Here is a 2,358-nt window from a genome sequence, read left to right on the forward strand (position 1 = left end):
GGGGGGAGCGGGGGCTGGGTGGTGTTGTGCTCGGTGCTCTTCGACCCCCGTTGCGTGGCGCCGCTCCCCGCCTCCTCGGGGGGGGGGGCCCCCCGCGCCCCCCCCCCCCCCGGGGGGGGGGCCCCCCCCCCCCTCTCGGGAGCACCGGCCCGCCGGCTTGCTACGGCAAGCCGTCGATCAGCCGCGAAGGGCCTGGACCGCGGCCTCCAGACGCTTGCCGAAGTCAGCGTCCGCCTGGCGGAAGTTGTCGATCGCGCGCTCGACGATGTCGTCACGGGAGACCTTGGCGATGAAGCCGGACAGGTTCTCGATCAGACGGGCCTTCTCGTCCTCCGAGTACAGGCGGTAGAGGTTGCCCGCCTGGACGAAGTCGTTGTCCTCGCTGTGCACCGGAGCGGCGTGGTTGCCCGTGCCGCCGGTCACCGGGGTGGAGACCCACAGCGGACGGTCCGTCTGGTGCGGGCCGCCGAAGCTGTTCGGCTCGTAGTTCTTGGTGCCCTTGTGGCGGCCGTCGTACAGGTAGCCGTCACGGGAGTTGGTGCGCGCCTCGGTGGCGTGCGGACGGTTCACCGGCAGGTGGTCGGCGTTGACACCGACGCGGTAGCGGTGGGCGTCGCCGTAGCCGAAGAGGCGGCCCTGGAGCATCTTGTCCGGGGACGGACCGATGCCGGGGACGAAGTGCGCCGGGGAGAAGATCGACTGCTCGACCTCGGCGAAGACGTTCTCCGGGTTGCGGTTGAGCTCCAGCTTGCCGATCTCGATCAGCGGGTAGTCCGCGTGCGGCCACACCTTGGTGAGGTCGAACGGGTTGAAGCGGTACTCGGCCGCCTCGGCCGCCGGCATGATCTGCACCTGCACGGTCCAGGACGGGAAGTCGCCGCGCTCGATCGACTCGCGCAGGTCGCGCTGGTGGGAGTCGGGGTCCTCACCGGCGAGCTGGTTGGCCTCGGCCTGGGTGAGGTTCTTGATGCCCTGGTCGGTCTTGAAGTGGTACTTGACCCAGAAGACCTCGCCGGCCTCGTTGTTCCACTGGAACGTGTGCGAGCCGAAGCCGTTCATGTGGCGGTAGGACGCCGGGATGCCGCGGTCACCGAACAGCCAGGTCACCTGGTGGGTGGACTCGGGCGACAGACCCCAGAAGTCCCAGACGTTGTCCGCCTCCTGCGAGCCCGTGTAGGGGTCGCGCTTCTGGGTGTGGATGAAGTCCGGGAACTTGATGGCGTCCTTGATGAAGAACACCGGGGTGTTGTTGCCGACGAGGTCGTAGTTGCCCTCTTCGGTGTAGAACTTCAGCGCCCAGCCGCGGGGGTCGCGCACCGCGTCGGCGCTGCCGAGGTTGCCCGCGACGGTGGAGAAGCGCAGGAAGGTCTCCGTCTCCTTGCCGACCTCGGACAGGAACTTCGCGCGGGTCCACTGCGAGACGTCACGCGTGAGCGTGAAGGTGCCGTAGGCGCCGGCGCCACGGGCGTGCACGACGCGCTCCGGGATGCGCTCGCGGTTGAAGTGCGCGAGCTTCTCGAGGAGCAGCTGGTCCTGCACCAGGACGGGTCCGCCGAGGCCCGCGGTCTCGCTGTTCTGGTTGTCGGCGACCGGAGCTCCGGCCTCCGTGGTGAGCGGTCCCTGCGTCACGTGCGCCTCCTGCGTAATTTGCTGCAAATTCCTGTCCTGTGCACTACCGTAACCGATCCTACGATGGACCTTGTCTAAGTCAAGTGAACATCCAAGTCCGCACCTGTTCGGGAGTTACACCGACCCCCTCACTGTTAGGCTGGCGTCCATGAGTGACCTGCTGGAACGACTTCGCGGACGCGGATGGCGCATGACCGCACAGCGGCGCGTCGTGGCCGAGGTGCTCGACGGTGACCACGTTCACCTGACGGCCGACGAGGTGCACGCGCGCGCGGTGGCGAAACTGCCGGAGATCTCGCGCGCCACCGTCTACAACACCCTGGGCGAGCTCGTCACGCTCGGCGAGGTCCTGGAGGTCTCCGCGGACCACCGGCGCGCCAAGCGGTACGACCCGAACGCCCACCGCCCCCACCAGCACCTGGTGTGCGCCCAGTGCGGGGCGATCCGCGACGTCCACCCGGCGGGCAACCCGCTGGCCGACCTGCCGGACACCGAGCGCTTCGGCTTCGTCGTGTCGGCGGTCGAGGTGACGTACCGCGGGGTCTGCCCGAACTGCGCGGGCGCCTGACGACCGCACCGCGCCGGCACCGCGCGCACCGCACCGGCACCGCACGCACCGCACCGCATCGACGAGGGGGGCCGGGGGGACGCGACCCCCCGCCCCCCCCGGGGGGCGCCGCCGGGGCGCGAAACAATATAGTGCGGCGGCGCGCTCCGTGCGGGCGGGGC

2 protein-coding genes are annotated in these 2,358 nt (G+C 69.9%); one reads left to right on the plus strand and one right to left on the minus strand.

Annotation, left to right across the window (positions count from 1 at the left end):
* Nucleotides 1-177: 177 nt before the first annotated feature.
* A complete protein-coding gene (locus ACWF9Z_RS27000; protein WP_453606091.1) occupies nucleotides 178-1,647 on the minus strand; it encodes a catalase in 1,470 nt (489 codons plus the stop codon).
* Nucleotides 1,648-1,777: 130 nt separating this feature from the next.
* Here ACWF9Z_RS27000 and ACWF9Z_RS27005 point away from each other — a divergent pair, with 130 nt between their 5' ends.
* Complete coding sequence (locus tag ACWF9Z_RS27005) at nucleotides 1,778-2,197, plus strand: Fur family transcriptional regulator (RefSeq protein ID WP_453606013.1); 420 nt, start codon at nucleotides 1,778-1,780, stop codon at nucleotides 2,195-2,197.
* The last annotated feature ends 161 nt before the right edge of the window (nucleotides 2,198-2,358 follow it).

It is taken from the genome of Streptomyces sp. NPDC054961 (genome assembly GCF_053609145.1).

Excerpts from the sequence above, each read along its gene's own strand:
- ACWF9Z_RS27005 (WP_453606013.1), top strand. The coding sequence starts at position 1,778 with ATGAGTGACCTGCTGGAACGACTTCGCGGACGCGGATGGCGCATGACC.